Annotated in this window: 28 protein-coding genes; 17 read left to right on the top strand and 11 right to left on the bottom strand. The window is 60.6% G+C overall.

What is annotated here, in order from left to right; genetic code table 11:
* Together AC2FJ6_RS05615 and AC2FJ6_RS05610 are read left to right on the top strand one after the other, a co-directional pair.
* Nucleotides 1-726, top strand: a 726-nt coding sequence (locus tag AC2FJ6_RS05615; protein ID WP_496668581.1) for an EF-Tu C-terminal domain-related protein, incomplete at its 5' end; no start/stop codon positions are given.
* A gap of 170 nt (nt 727-896) precedes the next feature.
* Nucleotides 897-1,643 carry an FkbM family methyltransferase gene (locus AC2FJ6_RS05610; protein WP_170769852.1) on the top strand — a complete coding sequence of 249 codons (747 nt, stop codon included), beginning with the start codon at nt 897-899 and terminating at the stop codon, nt 1,641-1,643.
* Nucleotides 1,644-1,696: 53 nt separating this feature from the next.
* Here the strand turns inward: AC2FJ6_RS05610 and AC2FJ6_RS05605 are convergent, their stop codons facing one another.
* Both AC2FJ6_RS05605 and rpe read right to left on the bottom strand, forming a co-directional pair.
* Nucleotides 1,697-1,915: a hypothetical protein gene (locus AC2FJ6_RS05605; RefSeq protein ID WP_170769853.1), complete on the bottom strand. Its 219-nt coding sequence runs from the start codon at nt 1,913-1,915 to the stop codon at nt 1,697-1,699.
* A gap of 114 nt (nt 1,916-2,029) precedes the next feature.
* Nucleotides 2,030-2,716: a ribulose-phosphate 3-epimerase gene (gene rpe / locus AC2FJ6_RS05600; protein WP_170782970.1), complete on the bottom strand. Its 687-nt coding sequence runs from the start codon at nt 2,714-2,716 to the stop codon at nt 2,030-2,032.
* Nucleotides 2,717-2,879: 163 nt separating this feature from the next.
* On the opposite strand from rpe, the gene phnC reads away from it, so the two are divergent.
* The 5 genes from phnC (at nt 2,880) to AC2FJ6_RS05575 (ending at nt 7,597) form a co-directional block, all read left to right on the top strand.
* The gene (phnC, locus tag AC2FJ6_RS05595) at nt 2,880-3,701 is read left to right on the top strand and encodes a phosphonate ABC transporter ATP-binding protein (protein WP_170769855.1); all 822 of its coding nucleotides are present in this window, start codon (nt 2,880-2,882) and stop codon (nt 3,699-3,701) included.
* 63 nt (nt 3,702-3,764) lie between these two features.
* A complete protein-coding gene (gene phnD, locus AC2FJ6_RS05590) occupies nt 3,765-4,667 on the top strand; it encodes a phosphonate ABC transporter substrate-binding protein (RefSeq protein WP_170769856.1) in 903 nt (300 codons plus the stop codon).
* A gap of 69 nt (nt 4,668-4,736) precedes the next feature.
* The gene (gene phnE / locus AC2FJ6_RS05585) at nt 4,737-5,618 is read left to right on the top strand and encodes a phosphonate ABC transporter, permease protein PhnE (RefSeq protein ID WP_170769857.1); all 882 of its coding nucleotides are present in this window, start codon (nt 4,737-4,739) and stop codon (nt 5,616-5,618) included.
* A complete protein-coding gene (gene phnE, locus AC2FJ6_RS05580) occupies nt 5,615-6,973 on the top strand; it encodes a phosphonate ABC transporter, permease protein PhnE (protein WP_170769858.1) in 1,359 nt (452 codons plus the stop codon). Before phnE (AC2FJ6_RS05585) ends, phnE (AC2FJ6_RS05580) begins: the two co-directional genes overlap by 4 nt.
* 9 nt (nt 6,974-6,982) lie before the next feature.
* Nucleotides 6,983-7,597: an LbetaH domain-containing protein gene (locus AC2FJ6_RS05575; RefSeq protein ID WP_170769859.1), complete on the top strand. Its 615-nt coding sequence runs from the start codon at nt 6,983-6,985 to the stop codon at nt 7,595-7,597.
* Nucleotides 7,598-7,705: 108 nt separating this feature from the next.
* Here AC2FJ6_RS05575 and phnF read toward each other — a convergent pair whose 3' ends face one another.
* Nucleotides 7,706-8,416: a phosphonate metabolism transcriptional regulator PhnF gene (gene phnF, locus AC2FJ6_RS05570; RefSeq protein WP_496668579.1), complete on the bottom strand. Its 711-nt coding sequence runs from the start codon at nt 8,414-8,416 to the stop codon at nt 7,706-7,708.
* Nucleotides 8,417-8,519: 103 nt separating this feature from the next.
* Here phnF and phnG point away from each other — a divergent pair, with 103 nt between their 5' ends.
* The 9 genes from phnG to phnN are packed head-to-tail and all read left to right on the top strand — an operon-like array spanning nt 8,520 to nt 14,506.
* Complete coding sequence (gene phnG, locus AC2FJ6_RS05565; RefSeq protein WP_170769861.1) at nt 8,520-8,978, top strand: phosphonate C-P lyase system protein PhnG; 459 nt, start codon at nt 8,520-8,522, stop codon at nt 8,976-8,978.
* Nucleotides 8,978-9,553 carry a phosphonate C-P lyase system protein PhnH gene (gene phnH, locus AC2FJ6_RS05560; protein WP_170769862.1) on the top strand — a complete coding sequence of 192 codons (576 nt, stop codon included), beginning with the start codon at nt 8,978-8,980 and terminating at the stop codon, nt 9,551-9,553. The genes phnG and phnH overlap by 1 nt, the downstream gene beginning before the upstream one ends.
* 3 nt (nt 9,554-9,556) lie before the next feature.
* A complete protein-coding gene (locus AC2FJ6_RS05555; RefSeq protein WP_170769863.1) occupies nt 9,557-10,648 on the top strand; it encodes a carbon-phosphorus lyase complex subunit in 1,092 nt (363 codons plus the stop codon).
* On the top strand, nt 10,645-11,241 hold the full coding sequence (locus AC2FJ6_RS05550) for an HAD family hydrolase (RefSeq protein WP_170769864.1): 597 nt from the start codon (nt 10,645-10,647) through the stop codon (nt 11,239-11,241). Before AC2FJ6_RS05555 ends, AC2FJ6_RS05550 begins: the two co-directional genes overlap by 4 nt.
* Nucleotides 11,238-12,098 carry an alpha-D-ribose 1-methylphosphonate 5-phosphate C-P-lyase PhnJ gene (locus AC2FJ6_RS05545; RefSeq protein ID WP_496668577.1) on the top strand — a complete coding sequence of 287 codons (861 nt, stop codon included), beginning with the start codon at nt 11,238-11,240 and terminating at the stop codon, nt 12,096-12,098. Before AC2FJ6_RS05550 ends, AC2FJ6_RS05545 begins: the two co-directional genes overlap by 4 nt.
* A complete protein-coding gene (locus AC2FJ6_RS05540) occupies nt 12,095-12,499 on the top strand; it encodes a VOC family protein (protein WP_214646777.1) in 405 nt (134 codons plus the stop codon). Before AC2FJ6_RS05545 ends, AC2FJ6_RS05540 begins: the two co-directional genes overlap by 4 nt.
* 4 nt (nt 12,500-12,503) lie before the next feature.
* Nucleotides 12,504-13,274, top strand: a complete 771-nt coding sequence (phnK, locus tag AC2FJ6_RS05535) for a phosphonate C-P lyase system protein PhnK (protein ID WP_496668575.1) — start codon at nt 12,504-12,506, stop codon at nt 13,272-13,274.
* A gap of 3 nt (nt 13,275-13,277) precedes the next feature.
* Complete coding sequence (gene phnL / locus AC2FJ6_RS05530) at nt 13,278-13,961, top strand: phosphonate C-P lyase system protein PhnL (RefSeq protein ID WP_170769867.1); 684 nt, start codon at nt 13,278-13,280, stop codon at nt 13,959-13,961.
* On the top strand, nt 13,958-14,506 hold the full coding sequence (gene phnN / locus AC2FJ6_RS05525) for a phosphonate metabolism protein/1,5-bisphosphokinase (PRPP-forming) PhnN (RefSeq protein ID WP_170769868.1): 549 nt from the start codon (nt 13,958-13,960) through the stop codon (nt 14,504-14,506). Before phnL ends, phnN begins: the two co-directional genes overlap by 4 nt.
* Here the strand turns inward: phnN and AC2FJ6_RS05520 are convergent.
* On the bottom strand, nt 14,488-15,171 hold the full coding sequence (locus AC2FJ6_RS05520) for a DUF1045 domain-containing protein (protein ID WP_170769869.1): 684 nt from the start codon (nt 15,169-15,171) through the stop codon (nt 14,488-14,490). The two genes, phnN and AC2FJ6_RS05520, sit on opposite strands and share 19 nt — an antisense overlap.
* 52 nt (nt 15,172-15,223) lie before the next feature.
* On the opposite strand from AC2FJ6_RS05520, the gene AC2FJ6_RS05515 reads away from it, so the two are divergent.
* Nucleotides 15,224-16,363: an alpha-D-ribose 1-methylphosphonate 5-triphosphate diphosphatase gene (locus AC2FJ6_RS05515; RefSeq protein ID WP_170769870.1), complete on the top strand. Its 1,140-nt coding sequence runs from the start codon at nt 15,224-15,226 to the stop codon at nt 16,361-16,363.
* Between the two features lie 22 nt (nt 16,364-16,385).
* Here AC2FJ6_RS05515 and AC2FJ6_RS05510 read toward each other — a convergent pair whose 3' ends face one another.
* From AC2FJ6_RS05510 to AC2FJ6_RS05480, 7 genes are read right to left on the bottom strand one after another with little or no spacing between them, the layout of a single operon-like run.
* The gene (locus AC2FJ6_RS05510; RefSeq protein ID WP_170782954.1) at nt 16,386-16,862 is read right to left on the bottom strand and encodes a class I SAM-dependent methyltransferase; all 477 of its coding nucleotides are present in this window, start codon (nt 16,860-16,862) and stop codon (nt 16,386-16,388) included.
* A complete protein-coding gene (locus tag AC2FJ6_RS05505) occupies nt 16,859-17,626 on the bottom strand; it encodes a polysaccharide deacetylase family protein (RefSeq protein ID WP_480877630.1) in 768 nt (255 codons plus the stop codon). Before AC2FJ6_RS05505 ends, AC2FJ6_RS05510 begins: the two co-directional genes overlap by 4 nt.
* Nucleotides 17,623-18,765, bottom strand: a complete 1,143-nt coding sequence (locus AC2FJ6_RS05500) for a glycosyltransferase family protein (protein ID WP_496668573.1) — start codon at nt 18,763-18,765, stop codon at nt 17,623-17,625. The genes AC2FJ6_RS05505 and AC2FJ6_RS05500 overlap by 4 nt, the downstream gene beginning before the upstream one ends.
* A complete protein-coding gene (locus tag AC2FJ6_RS05495; RefSeq protein WP_170769874.1) occupies nt 18,762-19,346 on the bottom strand; it encodes a histidine phosphatase family protein in 585 nt (194 codons plus the stop codon). Before AC2FJ6_RS05495 ends, AC2FJ6_RS05500 begins: the two co-directional genes overlap by 4 nt.
* Nucleotides 19,343-20,419 (bottom strand): glycosyltransferase family 4 protein, encoded by a 1,077-nt coding sequence (locus AC2FJ6_RS05490; protein ID WP_496668571.1) that lies wholly within the window; start codon nt 20,417-20,419, stop codon nt 19,343-19,345. Before AC2FJ6_RS05490 ends, AC2FJ6_RS05495 begins: the two co-directional genes overlap by 4 nt.
* Complete coding sequence (locus AC2FJ6_RS05485; protein ID WP_170769876.1) at nt 20,419-21,666, bottom strand: glycosyltransferase; 1,248 nt, start codon at nt 21,664-21,666, stop codon at nt 20,419-20,421. The genes AC2FJ6_RS05490 and AC2FJ6_RS05485 overlap by 1 nt, the downstream gene beginning before the upstream one ends.
* Entirely contained in the window at nt 21,663-22,877 is a 1,215-nt protein-coding gene (locus AC2FJ6_RS05480) for a glycosyltransferase family protein (RefSeq protein WP_170769877.1), read from the bottom strand. Before AC2FJ6_RS05480 ends, AC2FJ6_RS05485 begins: the two co-directional genes overlap by 4 nt.
* Nucleotides 22,878-22,973 lie beyond the last annotated feature (96 nt).

The raw sequence follows: 22,973 nt of genomic DNA, 5'->3' as shown, positions 1-22,973 counted from the left end.
GAGCTGCTGTCTTCGTACGAATACCCCGGCGACGATATTCCGATCGTTGCAGGTTCGGCTCTGGCCGCGATGGAAGGTAACAACCCTGAAATCGGCGAAGAGAAGATCAAGGAACTGATGGCGGCCGTTGATGAGTATATCGACACCCCCGAGCGCGCTGTTGACCAGCCGTTCCTGATGCCGATCGAAGACGTGTTCTCGATCTCGGGCCGTGGTACCGTTGTGACCGGTCGTGTTGAGCGTGGCGTGATCAACGTTGGCGACGAGATTGAAATCGTCGGCATCCGCGACACTTCGAAAACCACCTGCACCGGCGTTGAAATGTTCCGCAAGCTGCTGGACCGCGGCGAAGCGGGCGACAACATCGGCGCGCTGCTGCGTGGTGTTGACCGTGACGGCGTTGAGCGTGGCCAGGTTCTGTGTAAGCCGGGTTCGGTTACACCGCATACCAAGTTCGAAGCCGAAGCCTACATCCTGACCAAGGAAGAAGGCGGTCGTCACACTCCGTTCTTCGCGAACTACCGTCCTCAGTTCTACTTCCGTACAACTGACGTGACCGGCACCGTGACCCTGGCGGAAGGCACCGAGATGGTCATGCCTGGCGACAACGTGTCGTTCGGCGTTGAGCTGATCGCGCCGATCGCGATGGAGCAGGGCCTGCGTTTCGCGATCCGCGAAGGCGGCCGCACCGTCGGCGCCGGCGTTGTGTCGAAAATCACTGAATAATCGGTGAAGGTGCTGAGATTATTCGTCGAATAATCTCGGGCCTAAATGTTGAATTAAAGAAGGCCGTTCCACAGGGGGCGGCCTTTTTCGTTGTGCTTGTGGCAAAGCGATGTTTCTTTAGCTCGACTGCTTCGCCGACTGTGTTAGGCGCGCCAACGGAGAATTCACCTATGGATGACATCGAAATTCGATTGGCTCGGCGTCTGAAACGTCGGGGCTATCAAGTATCGGTCAATAGAGAGAGCGGGGACTATATCGCAAGCCTGGGCTTTGAGGCCGCCACTATTTTCGATGTTGGCGTCGCGTCGGGCACCTCTCATCTGTATGAGGCCTTTCCAAAGGCGAAATTTGTTCTGGTCGAGCCGATCGCGGACTATGAAATTAAGCTGCGCAAGAATTGGGGCGACAAAATTGATTTCGACTTCCATGCCTGCGGCGTTGGCGCGGAAAACGGGCAGACGACCCTTCATATACCGACAGTTGCTGGCCGAGTGTTGGGAACGCGCGCCACGATGATGGCCTTTGACGAAGCCGCCAGTGCGCATACGTCGGGCATAGAGGAAAGACAGGTGCCCGTCCGCACTTTGGATGAGATTGCGCGTTCTTACGATGGGCCTTTTGGCCTGAAGATCGATACTGAAGGGTTCGAGATTGAGGTGATCAAGGGCGCGAGCGAAATGCTTGAAAACTGCGCCTTTGTTCTGGCCGAGGTCTCGGTTCGGCGGCGATACCAGGGTGGTTATAGGTTCAGTGACTTCGTGGCGGTGATGGCCGAGCAGGGCTTCGAACTGCACGATTTCACTCGGCCTCCATCACCAGATGCCACGGATTGCGACGCGATCTTTGCGCCCTATCGCAGCGCGAAATTTGACTATCGGGACGCAAAGCTGTCCCGGATGACAAGCAAAGCCAAATAGCGCAGGGATGCTCCTGAGCCCTGCGCCTCAAACCACCTTTAATGGGGCTGCGTTTAGATCACGTCCGCCAGAACCAGTCGGATGATGTCTTCGCGTTTCAAGCTGCGTGCGCGCAGGTCCTGATCGCTCATGACCCAATAGGCCCGGATGCGCCGAACCGAAGAACGGGCCTTGGACAGCTTGAGCAGTGCCGTGCGCAGTCTATGCGGCAAGCGCCCGGTCAGGCCAACGGGGTTAAAGCTGTACGGGCGGGGTGAGGAGGGTTTGGACATGGAAACACGCCATAGGTTTGAATTCATATGGTCCGAATCCTAACCGCAGCTTATGCGATTAGGTAGCTGAGATCAGACATAGCCGCAGTGCAGCAGGTGCATGGCCCGAAGGCGTTAAAGTGCTGTTTCTGCGGCGGCGCGCACGGTGCGGATGTTCTCGCCATATACTTCGGGGGTCGAGACTGATCCGCCTTTGAACACAGCCGACCCTGCGACCAGAACGTCTGCACCGGCCGCCGCGACCAGTGGGGCGGTGTTTGGATCGACGCCGCCGTCGATCTCAATATGGATGGGGCGGTCGCCGATCATCTGGCGCAGACGGCGGACCTTGTCGGTCATGTCGATGAATTTCTGCCCGCCAAAACCGGGGTTCACGGTCATCACACAAACCAGATCAGTCAGGTCCAACAGGTGTTCGACCGCCTCGGCCGGGGTGCCGGGGTTCAGGGCAACACCAGCCTTCATGCCGGCAGCGCGGATCGCTTGCAGGGTTCGGTGAGTGTGCGGCCCTGCCTCAATGTGCGCGGTCAGGATGTCGGCACCGGCATCGGCATAGGCCTGAATGTAAGGATCGACCGGAGTGATCATCAGATGGACATCCATCACCGTTTTCACATGCGGTCGGAACGCTTTGACCGCCGGAGGGCCGAAGGTCAGGTTAGGTACGAAATGACCGTCCATCACATCCACATGGACCCAATCGGCGCCCTGGGCTTCGATGGCCTGAATCTCGGCCCCGAAATTGGCGAAATCGGCGGAGAGGATCGACGGTGCGATCTTGATGGTGCGGTCAAAGCTCATGGCGGCCTCATGTCATCAGTAGAGTCGTCGTCGCATATACCGCCGACGTCCTACAAAGGGTAGCCCCCGCGCATTTTGCGCCGTTACAAAACTTTCACTGCCCTGACACATATTCGTTGAGCAGGATCTGTAGCTGACCGCCAACATGTATTGGGGGTGGCACGTGCTGCGTATCGAAAAACTGACCAAGCGCTTTGGCGACAATATCGCCGTGGACCGGGCCACGCTGGACGTGGACAAACCTTGCATGATCGGGATCATCGGTCGTTCCGGTGCAGGGAAATCGACCTTGCTGCGGATGATCAACCGCCTGACGGACGCCAGCGAAGGCGAGATCACTTTCCAAGGACGTGATGTCACCAAGCTGAAGGGCCGCGACAAGCGTGCCTGGCAGGCCGATTGCGCGATGATCTTCCAACAGTTCAATCTGGTGCCGCGCATGGATGTGGTGTCGAACGTGCTGCATGGTACGCTGAACCGCCATTCGACATTGGCGACCATGTTCAACCTGTTTCCGATGGAGGAAATTCACCGCGCCATCGACATTCTTGACCGTCTGGGCATTGCAGAGCACGCACCCAAACGGGCCGAGGCGCTGTCAGGTGGGCAGCAACAGCGGGTCGCCATTGCGCGCGCGCTGATGCAGGATCCAAGCATCATTCTGGCGGACGAACCCATTGCCTCGCTGGACCCGATGAATGCGCAGGTCGTCATGCAGGCACTGCGCCGCATCCATGAAGAAGACGGCCGCACAGTAATCGCCAACCTACACACGCTGGATACGGCTCGTCGCTATTGCGACCGCGTAGTCGGTATGCGTGACGGTCGCATCGTGTTCGACGGCCTGCCTGAGCAACTGACAACCGGCGTCGCCCGCGAGATCTATGGCGCGGATGCCAGCTTCTCGGAAGAGGCGACATCGACCGAGATTGAGACGCTGGATGCGACTCAGAAGGCCCTGATGGAAGCAGAAGCAACCATCTAAGCCAACCACCCCTTTCATCGACCGGCCGATGAAAGGCCGGCATATCAAACCGGAGAGAGACAGATGAAAAAACTGATGGCAGCCTTGGTGGCCACAACTGCAATGGCCGCGCCGGCCCTGGCCGCGGATATCAACGAATTCCGCATCGGCATTCTGGGCGGTGAAAACGCTCAGGACCGTCTGAACAACAACGAATGCCTGCGCGAATACACCGAGGAAACACTGGGTGTTGAAACCAAGCTGTTCGCACCAGCTGACTATGACGGCGTGATCCAGGGCCTGCTGGGTGGCACCATCGACATGGCGTGGCTGGGTGCGTCGGGTTATGCGAAAACCTACCTGTCCGATCCCGAAGCGGTCGAGCCGGTTCTGGTCAAGGTCAACACCGATGGCGGCTATGGCTATTTCTCGATCGGTTTTGCCCGCAAAGACAGCGGCATCACCTCGCTGGAGGACATGAAGGGCAAGACCTTTGGTTTTGGCGATCCGAATTCGACCTCGGGCTACCTGATCCCGTCAATCGAAATCCCTGCGGCAACGGGTTCCACCATGGAATCGGGCGACTATTTCGGTGAGGTGAAATTCACCGGTGGCCACGAGCAGACCATCGTTGCCGTGAACAACGGTGACGTCGATGGTGGCGTGACCTGGGCTGACGGTCTGGGCGATTGGGAAGATGGGTATCAGTCGGGCGCGCTGCGTCGCGCTGTGGATGCCGGTCTGGTCGACATGAACGACATGGTCCAGATTTGGAAATCCAAGCCGATCCCCGAAGGCCCGGTTGTTCTGCGCACCGCGCTGCCTTCAGATGTAAAAGAGAAAATGACCGCTCTGATGGCTGGTCTGGCTGAGAAAGACCGTGAGTGCTTCTACGGCGTTGCCGCCGGTGAAGCCCGCGCGTTCGAGCCGATCACGCATGACGCGTATGAGATCATCATCGAAGCGCGCAAGCTGAAGTCCAACTAAGCCTGCACACCCCTAAGACCGGGGTCCGGTGTTCCAAGCCGGGCCCCGTTTTCCACTCAGGAGCATTCCATGACAGACCTGACCGCAGGGTCCCTGACCGTCGACCAGATCCGGGCCGACTATACCGAGATGACACGACGCAAGCGGGTCTATGGTGGTATTCTTCTGATCGTTTTCGTGGCCTTGATGGCCGCCGGGTTCCGCACAGCGGATGACCGCAATGCCGGCAGTTTCGCAGATGGTTGGCACCGTATCTTTGACTACCCGGCAGAGGTGCTGTCCGAAGCCTGGGAAAAGATCGACGCGTTGCCCGCCAATCTGGTCAAGTTCTTCCCTGCGCTGGTTGAAACGATCAACATCGCCGCCGCATCTACGCTGATCGGCACCATTGCGGGTACGTTCCTTGCGCTGATGTCCACACGTGGAATGGCGCTTTGGCCCGCGCTGATCCCCCTGTTTAGGCGTATCGCCGATATCTGTCGCGCTATCCCTGAAATCGTGATCGCTCTGGTCCTGATCTTTATTCTGGGTGGCGGCCCGGTTCCGGCGATGATCGCCATTGCAATCCATACGGCTGGCGCGCTGGGCAAGCTGTTTTCTGAGGTGAACGAGAACGCCTCATTGAAACCGGTCGAGGGTTTGGCTTCGGTCGGCGCGAACTGGTCGCAGCGCATGTACCTGGGCGTGATCCCTCAGGTTGGGCCGAACTATGTCAGCTACGCGCTGCTGCGGTTCGAGATCAACATTCGCGCCTCGGCCATTCTGGGTTTCGTCGGTGCAGGTGGTCTTGGCTATGAGCTGCGCAACTCGATGTCTTGGGGGCAGGGCAAGTACGATCAGGCTGCCGCGATTTTCTTGCTGTTGTTCGTCACCATCGTTGTGGTCGACCAAATCTCGGGCCATCTGCGTGATCGCCTGACCCACGGATCCGAGAAAGGAGCGCGGGCATGAGCACCTTCGCTACTGACCTTACACTTGATGAGCTGAAGGCCGAGGCTGATCGTCTGTTCAGTCGCAAGCGCCTGATCAATTTCGGATTGCCTGCGTTGGTGCTGGTCTATCTAACCTATGTGTTTTTCGCTTTCGACGTGCCCGGATTGGCCGGACGCGCCAACTGGGAAAACGGCAAGACGCTGGTGGCTGACAGCTACAGTTACAAAACCCACATCGAGCGTGACAATCGCACAGGTGAAGTCTCGGCCGCAATCGAGGGTGAGCGCAAGGGCGCTTATCCCGAAGGCCAAGCGCCGGATTGGGTGGCTCTGGGTGAGACCACGGTGATTGATCTGGAAGACGGCCATATCGTGCGGTTCGGCCCCGAGACGGTGGAATATGACATCCCCGGTTATGGCACGGTGCGTGCTACGCCGACCCGTTCGGCGGGCGTTCAGGCCGAGCTGCCCGCAGGCGATGTGCCCGACTGGATCAATGTCTCAAAGAACCGGATGGCGATCACCACGGATGCGGGTCGACTGACCGTGACGCGCAACCGGTCCGAGGTGTTCCGCTATTTCAACGGGTGGGGGCTGTTCTTCTTCACCCTCGATAGCCCCTACTATGGCAAGTCGGTCCCGCAACTCATCGGGCTGGCCGCAAATGGTGAGGCGGGCGCGATCCTGAATGATTTCTGGACTAACAAGATGTGGCGCCATCAGGACGTGGCCTGGGCCATTTTCGAGACGATCCTAATGGCCTTCCTCGGGACATTGGGGGCGGGCATGGTGGCACTGCCACTGGCTTTCCTTGCGACTCGCAATTTCAACCCGTTGGGAACGGTTCGGTTCCTCACGCGTCGAGTATTTGATTTTGTGCGCGGTGTGGACGCTCTGATCTGGACCGTCGTTCTGGCGCGGGCTTTTGGACCCGGTCCACTGACGGGCGCGCTGGCCATTCTGGTGACAGACACGGGGACGTTCGGCAAGATTTTCTCGGAAGCGCTGGAGAATGTGGATCAAAAACAGATTGAGGGCGTCCAATCGACCGGAGCCAACGCGCCGCAACGCTATCGGTTCGGGGTGATCCCGCAGGTGACGCCGGTGCTCCTCAGCCAGTTGCTCTATTTCCTCGAATCCAACACGCGCAGCGCCACTGTGATTGGTGCGATTACGGGCGGTGGGATCGGCTTGCTGTTGACGCAGGCCATCATCACCCAGAAAGACTGGGAAGAGGTTGCCTACTACATCGTTCTGATCATCCTGATGGTAATGCTGATGGATTGGTTCTCGGGCTGGCTGCGTCGCCGATTGATCCAGGGCGAAACGAAGCCGCAACGGAAAAAGGCAAAGATCGCGTTATCCGCGAGCTAAGGAAACCACATGGCACGACTGAGTTCCGATCAACCGTTTATCCACCCAGATTGTGCGATCACCAACAGCACATTCGGCGCGTATGTCGAAATCGGTGCCGGGACGCGATTGGCCAATGTGGAAGTCGGGGACTATTCATATTGTGACCGGACCTGCGATATCGCGAACGCTCAGATCGGCAAGTTTGCCAACATCGCCAGTTTTACCCGGGTCGGTGCAACGGATCACCCGATGGAGAAAGCCTCGTTGCATCACTTCCTGTATCGTTCGGCGGATTATTGGGATGACGTAGAAGATGATGCAGCTTGGTTCGAACATCGCGCCAGTCGGATGACCGTGATTGGTCATGACACATGGGTCGGCCATGCTGCGATCATCAAACCCGAAGTCACAATTGGTCACGGTGCGATTGTGGCCTCAGGCGCGGTCGTGACCAAGGATGTCACACCATACACCATTGTAGGAGGTGTGACGGCTGCTCCGATCCGGCCGAGATACCCCGCTGGCGTCGCGGAACGAATGCTGGCCTTGGCCTGGTGGGATTGGGACAATGCGCGCCTGCGGGCTGCGCTTCCGGATTTCCGGTCGCTGCAGGCGGAAGCGTTCCTCGAGAAATACGAGTAGCCGCGACATGTGTAGGCATGGTCCTCCCGCGCCCGCGCACGCATCGGCTATGCCCAACGGGATGAGGCCTCCGGCAGGAGGTCGAAGACGGGCGGGAGCATTTTGGGCTCAATCATCCCCAAGTGTCAGAGTAACGCGCTCGCCAGCAAATGTGGTGCGGCCATATTCGATGGGTGTGCCATCGGGCGCTATGTTGATACCGATCGAATGCAGGACAGGGGCACCCTCGGGCAAGCGCAGGTGCAAAGCCTGGGTTGCGCTCGCGGCGCGTGCGGTCAGGCGGGTGGAGTGGCGGGTGTAGTCGTCGATCCCACAGCGTTGCAATGCTTTGGTCACGGATTGCGTCTCGGACAAGGCTGTCAGTATTTTGGGCAGGCGCTTGGCCGGAAAGACGCTTTGAAACAGAGCGATCGGCTGACCATCCGCTAAAGACAAGCCGTCATAGACGTGCACCGGATCGCCGGGGGTCAGGCCCAGAGCCTCGGCCTCGGCCGCATCGGACGTTCGCGTTGTCAGGCTCAGGATTTTCTTGCCCGGAATTTTTCCGCTGGCCGATATGCTTTGGTGGTACCTGACGCGTTTTCCGATCGGATAGTCGGTGGGTCGCGCTGCCACAAAGACGCCTGCTCCGCGCCGGGGGTGAACTAGCCCTTGCTCGGTCAGGTCTGCCAGAGCGCGTCGCACCGTATGGCGGTTCACTCCATGCTTGGCGGCCAGTTGCGCCTCGGTCGGCAGTCGGTCGCCGGTGTCATAGCGGCCTTCGGCGATATCTGAGATCAGGGCCAACGCGATGCTTTTCCAGATGGGTGTTTTACTCATGTCATCAAATCTTCATGCACCGGTGGATTGCGGAAGGTACCGTTGAGGTGTAATATTTGTCTAGTTGTATAGTATAAATAGACAACCCATCCAAGAGGGTCCGATGACGGAATTGTCAGAAATCAACACCGAAGCGCGTCGGGCGTGGATGGGTCTTCTGGCCCGCGCGCCCGAAGACGCATTGATGGCCCTTTGGCAGAAATATGCCACGCCTCCGCGCTTTGAATGGCTGCGCCGCCCCGAAATCGGCGGCGTTATGGTGCGGGGTCGTGCGGGGGCTACGGGCACCCCATTCAACTTGGGGGAAATGACCGTTACCCGGTGTTCGGTGGTGTTGGAGGATGGCACGGTCGGGCATGGCTATGTCCAGGGCCGGTCCAAGCCAAAATCTGAGGCTGCCGCGCTGATTGACGCGTTGATGCAAACTGCTGCGGCGGATGAAGTCCGTGCCCAAGTGATCGCCCCTTTGTCAGAACGTGTGCAGGCAGACCACACCCGGCGCGCGGCCAAAGCTGCTGCCACCAAGGTTGAGTTCTTCACATTGGTCCGAGGAGAGGATTGATGACCGCACAAGCTCAGTTTTCGGGTGGGTTCGATAATGCTCCGGTTCAGTCGTCTCACGCCTTTCGCGCCGCGATGACCGTCATGGCGCGGCCGGGTGAGATCAGAACGCTGGCCGGGGCACAGCCACCTGCGCCGCTATCGGTTGCGGCGGGCACGTTGCTGCTGACATTGTGTGACCCCGACACCAAGGTTTGTCTGGCCGGAGAGTTAGACACGGATGCCGTGCGGCAATGGCTGACATTCCACACCGGCGCACCCTTTACGGATGCAGCGCAGGCCGACTTTGTGGTCGGTGCTTGGCAAGCGCTGTTGCCGATCGGGCAGTATCGCATAGGGACGCCAGAATATCCCGACCGCTCGGCCACCCTGATTGTGGAGTGTGATGGTCTGGGTGCGCAGGGGGCCCAGTTGTCAGGACCGGGAATCCGGGGCACGGCCCGACTGTCGCTGCCTGATATTCCGGCGCTGCAAGCCAACGCGGCGCTTTATCCGCTGGGCTGCGATTTCTTTTTCACATCTGGAGATACCGTGGCGGCCCTGCCGCGCAGTACCCAGATCAGCGCGGAGGTGTAACCGATGTATGTCGCTGTCAAAGGGGGTGAGAAGGCGATCGAGAACGCCCATGCCTGGCTGGCCGAAGAGCGCCGAGGCGCGCCGGACGTGGCCGAGCTGAGCATCGCCCAAATCCGCGAACAGCTAAGCCTTGCGGTGAACCGGGTGATGGCCGAAGGGTCGCTGTATGACCCTGATCTTGCTGCACTGGCGATCAAACAGGCGCGCGGAGATCTGATCGAGGCGATTTTCCTGATCCGCGCCTACCGCACGACGCTACCGCGCTTTGGGTACACCAACCCGGTTGCGACAGGCAATATGGCCTGCGACCGGCGCATTTCAGCCACGTTCAAGGATGCGCCTGGCGGGCAGGTGCTGGGGCCGACCTTCGACTACACTCATCGTTTGCTGAATTTCAAACTGGCCGCAGAAGGCGGCGACCCGATTGCGCCCGAAGCCGCGCCGCGCACCGAGCCAACGCCACATATCACCGAATTCCTCAAGGGTGAGGACATCATTCAGGATGAACCTACCAGCGACGAGACACCGGGCGACCTGACACGTGAACCGATGGAGTTTCCCTCGACCCGTCCCCAGCGTCTGCAATCCCTGACCCGCGGGGATGAAGGGTTTGTACTGGGCATGGCGTATTCCACCCAACGCGGATACGCCCGCAACCATGCTTTCGTGGGCGAACTGCGGATTGGCAAAGTTGCAGTCGAGATGGACATTCCCGAGTTGGACTTTGCCATAGAAATCGGTGAAGTCGAGTTGACCGAATGCGAGACAGTTAACCAATTCAAGGGCTCAAAAACCGAACCACCTCAGTTCACCCGCGGTTATGGTTTGGTCTTTGGTCAGTCCGAGCGTAAATCCATTGCCATGGCTCTGGTCGACCGGGCCTTGCGGTGGGAGGAGTTGGGCGAAGACAATCTGGGCGCGCCCGCGCAGGATGAGGAATTTGTCCTAAGCCATGCCGACAACATTCAGGCCACCGGTTTCCTCGAACATATCAAACTGCCGCATTACGTGGATTTCCAGTCCGAACTGGAATTGGTCCGAAAACTACGCCGCGAGGCCGAGGAACGGATCACCCCAAAGGAGGCTGCGGAATGAAGGTCGTTGTATTCGATATCGGCGGTGTATTGGTTGATTGGCACCCCCATCTTGCATGGGTCGATGATCTAGGATCGGATGAAGCTGCCCATGCTTTCATCGAACGAACCGGGTTCAAAGCCAAAAACGCACGGGGAGACAACGGCGAGCGGTTCGCCGATATGGCCAAAGAGTTGGCGGACCCGGAGGATCAGAACCTGTTCGCCTCCTACGTGGAGCGATATACCCTTACTGTTCAGAACGCGGTTAACGGCACTTGGGATATCCTCGATCGCCTCAAGGCGAATGGAACCCCCGTCCACGCTATTACCAATTGGTCGGCCGAAACCTGGCCAGAGGGTCTGAAAGTGCATCCCCGGTTGGGTGAGGTGTTCGGCACGTTGGTGGTGTCGGGTCAGGAAGGCGTCATGAAGCCTGATCCGCGTATTTTTAGACTTCTGTGCGAACGGGCCGCTGTTCAGCCCCAAAACTGCGTGTTCATCGACGATGGTTTGCACAATGTCGAAGGCGCGCGTGCTGTAGGAATGGACGCTATTCATTTTGTCGGCGCCGAAGCACTGGAAACTGAATTGTCCGAGAGGGGAATACTATGAGTGAGTACAATTTCGCCTATCTCGACGAGCAAACCAAGCGGATGATCCGGCGGGCGATCCTCAAAGGACTGGCGATACCTGGATATCAGGTGCCCTTTGCCAGCCGCGAGATGCCGATGCCTTATGGCTGGGGCACCGGCGGGGTGCAGGTCTCGGCCGCGACGCTGACGCCGGATGATACGTTCAAGGTGATTGATCAGGGCGCGGATGACACGACTAACGCGGTCTCGATCCGTAAGTTCTTTGAGAACACCGCCGGGGTCGCGACCACCGAAGAAACCGAAAAGGCCACTGTCATCCAGACCCGCCACCGGATCCCCGAGGCCAAGCTGACCGAGGATCAGATACTGGTCTATCAGGTGCCGATCCCCGAGCCTCTGCGCTTTCTGGAACCGCGTGAGACGGAAACGCGCAAGATGCACGCGCTTGAAGAATACGGACTGATGCATGTGAAGCTGTATGAAGATATTAGTCAGCACGGGGCAATTTCGACCTCATACGCCTATCCGGTAAAAGTGTCCGGGCGCTATGTGATGGATCCGTCTCCGATCCCTAAATTCGACAACCCCAAGCTGGAAATGGACGCGATCCAGCTGTTCGGCGCGGGGCGCGAGCAGCGCATCTATGCGGTGCCGCCGCACACCAAGGTCGTCAGCCTCGACTTCGAGGACTATCCGTTCGAGGCGACCAAGGCAGACCATCCCTGCGACCTGTGCGGGGCCGAAGACAGCTATCTGGACGAGTTGATCATGGATGATGCGGGCAACCGAATGTTTGTCTGCTCCGACACCGATTACTGCCGCTCACGCCGCGCTGCGGGGCACGAAGGGCGTTTGGCCAAGGAGGATGCAGCATGATGCGTGAACACGTACTGGGAATTGATCATCTGGGCCTGACGGTTTCGGACCTTGAGGCGACCAAGGCGTTCTTTGTCGAGGCGCTGGGCTGGGATGTGGTCGGTGGACGGCCCGAATACCCCTCGGCCTTTATCAGCAACGGCTCGGCGGTTCTGACGCTGTGGCAGCAAAAGGGCGAAGATCAGCACGGCTTCGATCGTCATGCCAATGTCGGGTTGCACCATGTGGCGTTCAAAATCCCGTCGCGCGAGTCTTTGGATGTGGTGTTTGCCGCTGTGAAAGACTGGCCCGGCGTTCAGGTGGAATTTGCCCCCGAACCTTCGGGTGCTGGGCCAAAAATCCATTTCATGATCCAAGAGCCTGGCGGCAATCGGATCGAATTTGCCTATGACCCGAGGTAGAGCCATGACCCCGCTGTTAAGCGTTCAGAACATCCGAAAAACCTATGGCACCCGGATCGGCTGTACCGACGTCAGCTTTGATCTCTATCCCGGTGAGGTGATGGGAATTGTGGGCGAAAGCGGCTCGGGCAAGTCGACGTTGCTGAATTGTCTGGCCGGTCATCTGGAACCGGACGAGGGGCGGGTTGTTTTCGATACACGAACCGACGGGCCGGTGGATACGGTGACGATGTCGGAACCCGAGCGCCGGATGCTGGGCCGCACCGATTGGGCCTTTGTCCACCAGCACGCCCGCGACGGGTTGCGCATGTCGGTAAGCGCGGGCGGCAATATTGGTGAGCGTCTGATGGCCGTGGGCGACCGTCACTATGGTGACATCCGCGACAAGGCCATCGACTGGCTGGGCCGGGTCGAGATCGAAGCGAACCGCGTCGATGACCGCCCCACCGCCTTTTCCGGTGGGATGCAGCAGCGGTTGCAGATCGCGCGCAATCTGGTGACCGGGCCTCGGCTGGTTTTCATGGATGAACCGACGGGCGGGCTGGATGTTTCGGTTCAGGCGCGTCTGCTGGATTTGCTGCGCGGGTTGGTGCGCGAGATGGGGTTGAGCGCCATCATCGTCACGCATGATCTGGCCGTGGTGCGCCTGCTGGCGGATCGGCTGATGGTGATGAAAGACGGTCACGTGGTCGAATCCGGCCTGACCGATCAGGTGCTGGACGATCCGCAACATGCGTACACGCAGTTGCTGGTCTCAAGCGTGTTGCAGGTGTGAGAGATGATTGAACTGAACAACGTCAGCAAAAGCTTTACCCTGCACAATCAGGGCAGCGCGGTGATCCCTGTGATGGAGGGCGCGACACTCAGCGTGGCCCCCGGGGAATGCGTGGCTTTGACCGGAGCGTCCGGGGCGGGCAAATCCACCCTGATGCGGGTGATCTACGGCAACTATCTGGCCGCCTCGGGGCAAGTCATGGTGGGCGGCGTGGATGTGGCGCAGGCTGAACCGCGCGAGATTCTGGCCCTGCGGCGGGACACTCTGGGCTATGTCAGCCAGTTCCTGCGGGTGGTGCCGCGCGTGCCGACGCTTGAGGTGGTGGCCGAGCCTCTGCTGGCCGTCGGATGCGACCGTCAGGCGGCGCTCGACAAGGCGGCAGGGCTACTGGCCCGGCTGAATATTCCTGAACGCCTCTGGACGCTTAGCCCCACGACCTTTTCGGGCGGTGAGCAGCAGCGCGTGAACATCGCGCGGGGCTTTGCGCACGACTATCCGGCGATGCTGCTGGATGAGCCCACCGCCTCGCTTGACGTGCAGAACCGTGAAACCGTGCTGAGCCTGATCGAAGAAGCGAAGGCGCGCGGTGCGGCGATCATCGGCATTTTCCACGATGTCGGCGCGCGTGAACGGGTGTGCGACCGTGAGATCAACGTCTCGGAATTCACACCGGGGATGGCCGCATGACCCTTGCACCGGTCATTGCGGTCGTCGGACCCTCGGGCGTTGGCAAGGACAGCGTGATCGAGGCGCTGGAGGCGCGCTCCGCACGTATTCACCGGATGCGCCGGGTGATCACCCGCCCCGAGGGCGAGGACGGCGAAGATTTCGACCGAGTCTCCGAAGGCACATTTCAGCAGATGGTGGATGAGGATGCCTTTGCCCTGCACTGGCCGGCCCATGGGTTGCTGTATGGGGTGCCCCAAAGCATCCAGCAGCTGCGGGGGCAGGCGGATGCAGTTTTGGTGAACCTGTCCCGATCCGTGCTTTTGCGCGCGCAAGAGGTGTTTGGTGATCTGGTCGTGATCTCGCTGACTGCCGACCCGCAGGTGCTGGCGCAGCGCCTGTCGGCGCGTGGGCGCGAAAGTGCGACGGATCAGGCTCGTCGGCTTGAACGCGCGCAGATCACGCTGCCCGATGGATTGCGCCGGGTGGTGCAGATCGACAATTCCGGTCCGCTGGACCAGACGGTCAGTGCCATCCTGACCCAGCTTCAGCCGGAAAGGGCATAGCGATGGATCAGGTGAAACCGCCCGTCCTCGGCCTCGCCCATCAGCGCCAGATCCGTGATGTGGAACGGTGTGGGCAGCAGGGGTGCAAGCCGCGTGTCCAGCGCATCCTGAACGGTGGCCAGCGTAGGTTTGTCCAACTTGCCGCTGAGGGTGATGTGAAAGCGGAACGAATCCATTACGTAAGGGTATCCCCATTGCACCAGATTGGCCTCATGCACGGGCGACAGCCCGGTGCCGCGACGACGCTGCAATTCGGCCTCGGATGCGGGCGCGCGGAAGCTGTCCAGATCACGCACGCAGGCGGCGGCCAGCGCGTTCAGCGCGGCCCCGTCACCTTTGGGGCGCAGGGCCAGGAACCGACCCAGTCGTGCGATCTCAAGCCCCTCCAACGTGACCGGAGCCTGCGCAGCAGCCATCTGCGCGCAAGCCTCGCGCAGCGCTTGAACGGATTGCCCGTCGCGCAGCCGGAACGGCGGCTTCATCGTCGCGTGCAGCCCGTATTTGCGCGGCACCTGCGTGACGGCAGCCACGTCAACATCTGGGATATCGGGGTGCGCGACCGTCGCGCCGGTCTCAACGTCCCAGCCCAGCCAACTTGTGCCAAACCGGGTCCACTCGGCCCCCTCGGGTGGCGCAAAATAGATCGCGTATCGCGTGAATGTCACATTGGCCTCCTATCCGTGTCCTACCCAATAGCTCAGACCGTGTGAAGTTCAGATGACAGAAGAAATGATCCTTGCCAATGCCACGCTGGTTCTGCCCGATGAGACGGTCACAGGCAGCATCCGCGTCACCGGTGAAACCATCGCCGAGATCGCCACGGGCAGCACCGTGCCGCCCGGCGCAGTGGATTGCGGCGGCGACTATGTCTGCCCCGGTCTGGTCGAACTGCACACGGACAATCTGGAACGCCACATCCAGCCGCGCCCCAAAGTCGATTGGCCCCATGCGGCGGCGATTTTGGCGCACGATGCGGAACTGGCCAGCACCGGGATCACCACTGTGTTCGACGCCATGCGCATCGGTTCGATCCCATCGGGCAACCGCTACAAGAAATACGCCCGCGAGCTGTCGCGCGAACTGTGGGATCTGCGCGAACAGGATGCGCTGAAGATCAGCCATTTTCTACACCTGCGGGCCGAGGTCTGCTCGGAAACCCTCGTGGCCGAGCTGGACGAGTTCGGCCCCGAGGATCGCGTCGGTTTGGTGTCGCTGATGGATCACACGCCCGGCCAGAGGCAGTTCCGCGATATGACCCAGCTTGAGGCCTACATGAAGGGCAAGCATGGCATGAACGATGATGACTTCCTGCAGCACGTGGCACAACTGAAGGCGTTGCGCGATCGGTTCGGCGATCAGCACGAGGTCGAGACGGTCAAGGCCGCCAAACGGTTCGGGGCGATGCTGGCCAGCCACGATGACACGACGCAGGATCAGGTGGCCGTTTCGGCGGGGCATGGCATCACGCTGGCCGAATTCCCTACCACGGTCGAGGCCGCCCGGGCCTGCCACGATCACGGAATCAAGGTTATGATGGGGGCGCCCAATGTGATCCGGGGTGGGTCTCATTCCGGCAATGTCGCGGCGCAGGAACTGGCTGATCTGGGCCATCTGGATATTTTGTCGTCAGACTATGTGCCCGCCGCGCTGCTGCTGTCGGCAACCCGCCTGGGCGATATGTGGGGCAATATGGCGCGTGGTCTGCGCACTGTGACGCAAACACCTGCACAAGCTGTGGGTCTACAGGATCGCGGTGAGCTGCGTGAAGGTGCCCGCGCCGATGTCATTCGGTTCCGTCTGCGCGAGGGTGCTCCTGCGTTGAACGGTGTTTGGTCGCGGGGACGGCGTGTGGCCTGATTGGTGCGTCAGATCAGTCTGATCAGGCGCGATAGAACAGGTAGCGGTCTGGCGCGATGGTTTCGGGCCCGGTGATTTGGTCAAAACCTACCAGTGGTTGCCCCGAGATCAGCAGCCCTCCGGGCAACATGACCTGCGCGATCAAGGGACTGAGGCGGGCGGCTTCGGCCACGTCATCGGCCTTGATGCCGCGCCCGAAATCGTAGTGTGCCATGGCGATCTTCGGCCCGCCTTGGGCCAGTTTTTCCAGCATGGGTTCAGCTTCGCCTTGCAGGAAATCCTCGGCAGGGGGGGTGCTGGAGGGGTGGCATTGCAGCACCCGGTCCATCACCCAGATGCGCCGGTCGGGTAGGATTTCGCGCAGGTGGTCATAGGTCCGGCCATTACCAAGACCCATGTCCAGAACGTCTCCGGGGTGGTCCGCTATCTGCGCGACCGCCCAGTTCAGCCCGTCGCGCTGGGCAGTCAGGCGGCGCAGCATGGAATCCAATCGGCTCATTGAGGTCTCCGTAAGGTCTCGGGGGCAGTCCAGAGGGTCGTGGGCCCATCCAGAAGCCGCCGCAAGAAGTCATGGGTGAAGGTCCAGATGTCGTCATCATGAACCAGATGATGGGTCAGGTAGCCGAAGGGTTCGGCGTTGTCCGCGCGTCCCAAACGCCTGTCGCGAAGCAGATCGACGGTCTGGACGACAAGCTGATCCGGCGCGATCAGCCCGCGCGTGCCGGGCCAGTCAATCGGGTCTAGATGGGTGTTCACCTGATCCAGCCCCGGTGCGGTTTGCGCGATTTTGCGCGGTGTCGCGGTCGAAAGTGTTGTGAAACCCAGCGTCGGCAAGTTCTGCACTACTTCGGGCGCGATACGGTTCCACGGGGGCACGAATAGCGGCCGTAGCCGGTGCCCAAACAGGGTGGTCAACCTATCCAGCCCGGCTTTGGCGTCTTTCATGATCTCGGGCAAGGGTCGGTGCAGCCGGAATTCGGCTTTCTTTTCGGCCGCCGGAGCATGGTTCTGATGCGCCCAGCCGTGGACGACTGGGACCAGCGCTGAATGTGCCTGTACATAGTCGGCCAAAGCGTGATCGGCATTCCGTGGGATCACGGCGAGATGAACAGGCAGCCCAAGCGCGTCGGACAGCTGAGTCAGACGCTCCAATTGCGGGGTTGTGGTGATCGCATCGTCATCCCGCCACCAAAGCGGCAGTGACAATCCCTCTTGCCGCCACAGTGCCAGTTCTGCTTCCAGAGAGTGCCAATCGACCTTCATCCCCGACGCTCCAGCAGAGCCTTGGCGATCTCGACAGATTTGGCCGCGCCGTCAAATCCGTGGTCGGGAACGGGCCGCGCGGGTGCGTTCAGAACGCGGTCTACAGCCTGTGCAAGGGATGCACCGCTCAGATCGTGGCTGGCAACCAATGCGACCCCCGGCTGATCCGATAGGCTTTGGGCGCGCAAGGTCTGTTCGACCTCATTGCCGTCATCGAACGGGACAAAGACCGCAGGTGTCGCGGCCTGAAGAATATCAAGTGCTGTATTGTAGCCGCACATGCTGACCGAGGCTGCGGCGTGGCGCAGCATCTGGCGAAAATCGGGTCGCACAGGTTCCACGGTGATATTGGCGATGCCCACCAAATCCGACAGTTGAGCAATGCGCACCTGAGCGTCCTGCCCCCCAACCAGCAGGCGCCAGCGCATGTTGGTCATCTTTTGGGCGGCCTCGATGGCCGCGCGAAAGATCGGCTGCCCGACCGAGCCTCCGCCCGCGCTGACCAGAACCTCACCTTGCCCCAACGCGTCGGGGTGTGGAGGGGCCGCCTCCGGGGCGACAAACCCGGTGTAGTACAGCCTTGGGCGCAACCGCTCTGACACTGGCCAGCTTACGTCCAGCGAAACCATCTGCGGGTCAGAATGCACCAGAACCCCATCGTATGTGGTCCGCACGATCTCTTCTGCGCGCGTGGCTTTGCTTGGTTTTGAGGGCGGCGCAAGGATGTCCCGGATCGAGCCCAAAATCACCGGTCGTTTGGGCAGTGCAGAGGCGGCCTTGAGCAAGGCGATGAACTCAGCGCTCAGGGACCGTCGGCCAAACGGAAATAGTTCGGTTATCAGCACATCAGGGGCAAAACTGCGCACCGCCTCAACCAGAGCTGCCTGCCGCCCGGCCAGATATGCTACATCGGCAACTTCGTCGGTCTGGGTCAGCAGCCGGGTGAAATCTGTTCCGTCCGAGCGCAGCGGCGGCAGACCCAGCAAGGTCATGCCCGTCACATTCAGCTGCGGCGCAGGCATTCCGCCCGTTACCACCAGAACCTGATGGCCGTCTTGCACAAACGCGCGCCCCAATGTCAGCGCGCGGCTCAGGTGCCCCGTGCCCAACAGATGAGTGACGACGATCATCACCTTCATGCCGCGCCATCCCTTTTGATCAGGCGGAGAGGTTCGGTCTGGGCGCGCATGGTCTTCATGTCAATGATATAAAGCCGGTTCCGTTTGATTTTGAAAGGGGCGGGTCCATCAAATTCCCAAGACCAAGCTTGCGCCAGAATGACCCGCATGATGCCGATATGGCAGACAGCAACCGTGTCGCCTGTCAGGCCACTCAACCATGGGCGCAGACGGTCGCGAACTTCGGCCGGACTTTCTCCGTTTGGGGGGCGGAAATCCCACCCCCAATCCTCGATATGACGATAGCCACAGTCGGGCTCAGCCAGTAAGTCAACACCGCGCAACCCTTCCCAATCGCCCCAATTCATCTCGGTCAGCGCTTCTGCCGTCAGGGGCGCGCGCCCGGCCACCAGACGCGCCGTTTCCTGCGCGCGTTTCAGGGGGCTGGACCAGAGCGCCGCCTGATCCCACGGCTCGGGCAATGCGTAAGTCGCAAGCTCGGACCGGGCCGCGTCATCCAATGGAATATCGCTGCGCCCTTGGATACGCCCGGCGCGGTTCCATGCCGTATGACCATGGCGGAGCAAGGCAAGCCGGGTCATTTCTGCCCCCCGATCAGGGGTCGCACCGCTTGCCAGAAGCGTTTGGTGGCGGCGGGTTGAAGATGGCGCGCGGCAACATGCGCTTGGGCCGCAGCGCCAATATCTCGGCGCAGTGAGGGATTGGCCAACAGGGTTTGCAACCGGTGCGCCAACCCGGCCGGGCCGTCCTCGACCTTTGGGTAGTCCGACGGGGCCAGAACGTCGCGCACGCCCGGACGGTCTTGCGCTACGACCGGCAGGCCGCTTGATTGCGCCTCAAGATAAACCATGCCGTAGGCTTCGTTTACGCCGGGCCAGACGAGCAGCGACACCTTTTGATAGTGCGCCTGCACATCGGCGCGGTCCAACTGGCCTAAAAAACGAACCTTCGCCCCAAAAGGTGCCATCAGAGCCTCAACCTCGGCCCGCGCCGGGCCATCGCCCGCGATATTCAGAGACCACGCGCCGTCCAGCAACGCCAGAGCCTGTGCCAGAATCTGGTACGAGGCTAGCTTGTCCCCGTGCCGCATCATCCCGACGACCAGCATGGGGCCTTCACAAGCCGCCGCACCCGGAAGGTCCGCGCGAGGCAGGAAGGGCGGCAATTCGATCAGCTGCTGTGACCCGTATCTTTCACGTTCCAGTGTGATCAGATCGTTGGCCGTGTGGTAGAAGATCACCTGCGCCGCATCGCAGGCCTCATGGGCGGCTTGGGCGAACCCGGCCCAGGGGCCGGTTAGACGGCTGGTCGCGCGCGTGCTTTCCAGTTGCACATAGGGGATTTTCCGCGCCCGGCTGACTCGCGGGCCCAGCAAGTCAGGTGCCTTGTAATAGTTGTGATACGTCACCCAAAGGGCGGTATCTGGGGCGAGCGTATGGATCAGGCGTTGGGCTTCGGCGTCAGCCTCGGTGCGCAGCTTATCCTGCACCTGAGCGTCGCCCGTTTTGTCGAAAACGCGCAGATGCGAGACCAGATTGACCGCGTCCCCCTGCGCACCAATCGCTGCCAAAAGGTTACGCGCCATTTCCCGGTCGCCGGACGGCACCGGACTGTCGGGGGACTTCATCGGAGTGTAGAACGCAACGCGTGCCATCAGCCCCGATCCGCCCCCAATGTGCTTAGCCGTTTGGACAGCAAAGCAATGCCGGGATCCATACGGAATTCGGCGATCAGGCGGTCATAGGCGTTTCTTGCCATCTGCATCGCCTCAGCAGGGTCTTGCGCCATCCGGGTGATCGCTGCGGCCAGTGCGGCGGGCGCATCTTCGGATAACAGGCCATGGATTCCGGTGTCGATAAATTCTGGTATGGCCGAAACCGGTGTGGATAGGATTGGCAGCTTTTGCGAGGCGGCCTCCATTAGTACATTGGGCAGGCCGTCCCGGTCGCCGTCGGCGGCGATGCGGCTGGGCAGGACGAAGAGATCGGCCTTGCGCATGGCTTCGATAACTTCGGGCTGGTCGCAGGCCCCTTTCCAGGTGATCCGCGCTGCAAGCCCGGCATCTTCGGCACGCCCGGCCAGCGTTTCGGCCAGCGTGCCGCCGCCGATATGCGTCCAGTGCCAGTCAAGAGCCTCGGACAACAGCGCGAAGGCGTCGATCAGGCGGTCAAAGCCCTTTTTCTCGACCAGCCGCCCGACCGAGATCATGTGAAACGGCGCGTCAGGCGCGCGCTGCGTGCGCTCGGGCGGGTCCGGAAAACGACTCAGGTCCAGCCCGTGATAGATCAGATCGACCCGCTTGGGATCGTCGGCCAGGTCGCGCAGATGTGCGGCGCCGATGGCTGTGCAGGTTGCACCAAAGGCAGCACCATGGGTGCTGGCCTGAAGCTTTTCAGCTTTTTCCCAATCAGGAGAAGTCCAGATATCCTTGGCGTGGGCGGAGAAGCTCCACGGCAGGCCGCGCATGATGGCGGCATAGCGCGCGACCGAGGACGGCGTGTGCATGAAATGCGCATACATGACCCGCGTGTCCTGCGGCAATTCAGCGGCAAGCACGCAAGCCTGACCAAAGCGGCGAATGCGGTTGTGAGTCGGGTCGCGGCGCAGATCTGCACGCCAGATCCGGTAGGCCTCGGCATAACCGGGCAGGGCCTGCGCGGCACGGCGCGCGGCCCAGACGCGTTGGGGTTCCTGATACAGATACTCGGGCAGGTAATGCACCTGACCCTTGAACCGGTCATGCAGCGGATGGCGTTTGACGTCGGTGGGATGGCGTAGTGACCAGATGTCGAACCGATGGCCCGCATCCTGCAATGCAACCAGTTCCTGAGCGATGAACGTTTCCGACAGGCGCGGCCACCCTTTGACCAGCACCGCCAGATTAGGAGGCGCAGATGTCATCCGATAGCCCGTTCCTGTTCTCCGTTCAGCAGGGCGTCAACGCGGTCCGTGACATAGTCCAGCCCGTCCAACAGCCCGTCGCCAATGGCTTGGGACGGCAGGGGCTGATCGGGCAGGGCGCGAATGGCTGCAATCATTGCCTCGGGAGTCAGGCCATCGCGGCTTTCGTCCAGCATCCGCACCAGCCCCAGCTCTTCTGCGCGCGAGGCGCGAATCCACTGTTCCAGACGCGGGGTCGTGCGAGGAACAATGACGGCGCGTTTGTCAAAGGACAGCACTTCGCAGAACGTGTTGTAGCCGCCCATGCAGACGACACCGGCGGCCCCGGCAAACAGGGTTTCAATCTGGGATTCAAAACCGACAGCAGTCACGCGACCGTTCAACGCCGCAACGCGCGTTTCGAAATCGTCCCGCAACTCGCCCGACAGGAACGGACCATAGACCAGCACGGCGCGGGGCGACAGGGTGGGGTCTTTTTCGTATGCCGACAGAACAAGGTTCACCATCGCCTTGCCATCGCCGCCCCCTCCGGGGGTGATCAGGATATACGGCTGCTCGGGCGGTTCGCCCACGGGGCCAAGATCACGGCGAAGATAGCCGGTCCAATGGATGCGCGATTGCACCTCGGGGCTCAGCGGTAGGCCACGTGTCGGGTCGTAGATCGAGCGTAGCCCATAGACCCAGATCTCGTCATAATAGGCCTCGGTTGCAGCGACCGCCTCTTTACGATCCCATTCAGCGGCCAGAACCTCGGGCTCATCCAGAACGTCGCGCAATCCAAGGACCATTTTGGTTCTTCTGCTTTGCATCAGACAGTCAAGGGTCGGCAGCAGCTCGCCCCGGAAGCCGGTAGGTTCCTTGTCGACGATAAGCACATCCGGGTCGAATTGCTGCACTGACGTTCGGATTAAACCCGAGCGTAGTTCGGTCACTTCTTCGATACCCATGCCCATGGTCTGTGAGGCATAGGACCCGTCAGCGCGTTTGGTAACACCGGGTAGACGAACGTGATCCACCCGACGCGGAAAGGTAAACCGCCCGGCAACGGGCGAGCCGGTCAGGATCAGTGCCGAGGCCGAAGGGTCCGCCTGTGTCATTGCAGCGGCCAGAGCACGCGAGCGGCGCAGATGACCCAAACCAAAGGTGTCGTGGCTGTAGAACAGAATACGGGGCGCACGTCCGGCTATTTTCTGTTTTCTTTTAAGGCTCATACTTTTGCCTGTGTCCGTGTCTTGGTGCATGTCCGCGCGGGTGCACTTCTATCGTATTTGTTTTCGGTCGGCTTGCAAAAAACGCGGTTCCGGCGG

The sequence above is a fragment of the Ruegeria sp. CDSA089 genome (assembly GCF_059612205.1).
Note: the sequence above shows the minus strand (reverse complement) of the source record. Positions and strands in the feature narration are given on the sequence as shown.